Source organism: Bradyrhizobium sp., from assembly GCF_049586575.1.
In the GTDB taxonomy this organism is placed as follows: Bacteria; Pseudomonadota; Alphaproteobacteria; order Rhizobiales; family Xanthobacteraceae; genus Bradyrhizobium.
This window is the reverse complement of record NZ_JBAVCF010000528.1, coordinates 1-2,486: the sequence shown is the minus strand read 5'-3', so window position 1 is coordinate 2,486 and position 2,486 is coordinate 1. Positions and strand designations below refer to the sequence as shown.

The window sequence follows — 2,486 nt, the reverse complement described above, 5'->3', positions numbered from 1 at the left end:
GCGTTATCGTGCTGGCGGCATTGGCCAGCGTTGTTTTGATCGAAAATCACAATAAGCCGATGGCGCTCCGCTACAGCGATTTTTTCAATCAGCTCGCCGGCAACAACATCGCAAGCGTCACCTTCTCCGGCACGCAGATCAACGGCGCTCTCAGACATCCCCTCGGCCAGGGTGAGGCCGACGGCGCAGCCGCTTCGAAGAGCTTCTACAGCCGAGTGCCTGATGTCGGCGATCCAGCGTTGCTGACGGAGCTGCGCAAGCAGCACGTTCCAATCGCCGTCACCTCTTCCTCGGCGTACTGGTGGGGAACGTCGGCCGTGGTCGGCGGCCTCGCGGCGCTTCTGCTGGCCAAGCCGATGCTGCTTATCATCGCCGCCGCCTTTATTGCCGGTCTGGTCAGGGTGGCGCGCGGCGGCAAGATGGACATGCGGTCGACGCTGGCGATGATTCCGATGTTCAGGTCGTTTGCGGACCAGACCGCGGATCACAGGGAAACCGCTGGAGGGATTCGCCCGGAGGACGAAATGGCCCTCGCCTCTGAAAACCGCTCAAAGCGGGCAGGGTATCGGAGCCCGTTAATGTGGATTGTCGGGCTCATCGTCGTGGCGCTCGGTGTCTTCGGCGTCGTGGAAATGAACAAAGGGCCGGCTGCGATTTCCTACAGCGGGTTCCTCGATCAGCTCGATGCCGGCAATGTCGCCAACGTGACGATTGCGACAACGCAGATCGATGGCGAGTTCAAGCAGGCCGTCAAGGTGCCGGCTGCGGATAAAGCCGAACCGCAAGCCACGTTCCGCACCCAGGCCCCGTCGTTCGGCGATCCTTCGTTGCTGCCGGACCTTCGCCAGCAGCATGTCGTTATTGACGTCGTGTCGTCGACGGGCTGGTTGTCGTGGCTGGCGCGGCTGCCATGGCCGATGGTGCTCATCATCGCCGCTTTGCTGATCGTCGGTCTGGTCAAGTTTGTGCGCGGCGACAAGACGACATCCGGTTCGGCCGCATCAAGCCACGCGATGACAGGAATGATCGCGGGCTTGTTTGGCAAAGCTGGATTGGGCGAAAGGTCGCCGACTATCAGCAGCCGCGAAGCACCGCCTAAAGCCTAGGCCATTATGTGCCGTTTTCCTGCTTGATCGACGCTCAAGGCATTCATCAATCCAATTTTACGAACCGCAACCGCAGCGCATTGCTGATCACGCTGACCGATGACATCGCCATGGCGCCGGCGCCGATCACCGGCGACAGCAGGATGCCAAACGCCGGATAGAGGACGCCTGCGGCAATAGGAATGGCGGCGCCATTGTAGAGGAATGCGAACAGCAGGTTTTGCCGGATATTGCGCATCGTCGCCCGCGACAGCCGGCGCGCCCTGACAATGCCGACCAGATCGCCCTTCAGCAGGGTGACGCCGGCGCTCTCGATGGCAACATCCGTGCCCGTGCCCATGGCGATCCCGACCTCGGCGGCAGCAAGCGCCGGCGCATCGTTGACGCCATCGCCCGCCATGGCGACGGTGCGGCCTTCGCGGCGCAGCCGCTCGACGATGGCGCTCTTTCGGTCCGGGAGTACTTCGGCCTCGACCTCGGTGATGCCGAGCCGGCGCGCCACAGCTTCGGCGGTGAGGCGATTGTCGCCGGTGAGCATGACAATGCGCACGCCGTCCGCGGCAAGCGTCTTTAATGCCTCGGGCGTGGTCGCCTTGATTGGATCGGCAATGGCGACAAGGCCGGCGGCCTTTTTATCGGCCGCCAGAAAGACCACGGTGGCCCCGTCACGGCGCAAGCGATCGGCATCGCCTTGCAGCGCGGTGGCATCGATGCCGAGTTCGGCGAGTAGGGTCGCGGTTCCGAGGGCGACCTTGCGGCCTTCGACCGTGCCAATCACACCCTTGCCGGTCGGAGCAGTAAAGTCGCGAACGTCGGCCGGTACGATGTTGCGCTCAGCGGCGGCTCTGACGATCGCGGCGGCAAGCGGATGCTCGCTGTCGCGCTCGACAGCGGCGGCAAGCCGCAGCACTTCGGCCTCGCTGAAGCCCGCGGCCGGAACAATGGCGACGACTTTCGGCCGGCCCTCGGTCAACGTGCCGGTCTTGTCGATAACGAGCGTATCGACCCTCTCCAGCCGTTCCAGCGCTTCGGCATTCTTGACCAGCACGCCGGCGCGCGCGCCGCGTCCGACGCCGACCATGATCGACATCGGCGTGGCAAGTCCGAGCGCGCACGGACACGCAATAATGAGCACGCTCACCGCTGCGACAAGCGCGAACGCGTAGCGCGGCTCCGGCCCAAACACGGACCAAACCGCGAAGGTGACCAGGGCGACGGCGATGACCGTGGGAACGAACCACGACGAGACCCGGTCGACGAGCAGCTGGATCGGCGCCCGGGACCGCTGGGCAGCCGCCACCATTTGCACGATCTGCGCCAGCAGCGTATCGCGGCCGACTTTCTCGGCGCGCATCACGAAGCTGCCGCTTTGATTGAGCG

At 64.2% G+C, this 2,486-nt stretch carries 2 protein-coding genes; one reads left to right on the top strand and one right to left on the bottom strand.

The window, feature by feature from the left end; all coding sequences use genetic code 11:
• Positions 1-1,106 (top strand): ATP-dependent metallopeptidase FtsH/Yme1/Tma family protein (locus tag WB528_RS19825; protein ID WP_423890107.1); only part of this gene is annotated, 1,106 nt, incomplete at its 5' end.
• A gap of 46 nt (positions 1,107-1,152) precedes the next feature.
• On the opposite strand, the gene WB528_RS19820 is transcribed toward WB528_RS19825, so the two are convergent.
• Positions 1,153-2,486 (bottom strand): heavy metal translocating P-type ATPase (locus WB528_RS19820; RefSeq protein WP_423890106.1); only part of this gene is annotated, 1,334 nt, incomplete at its 5' end.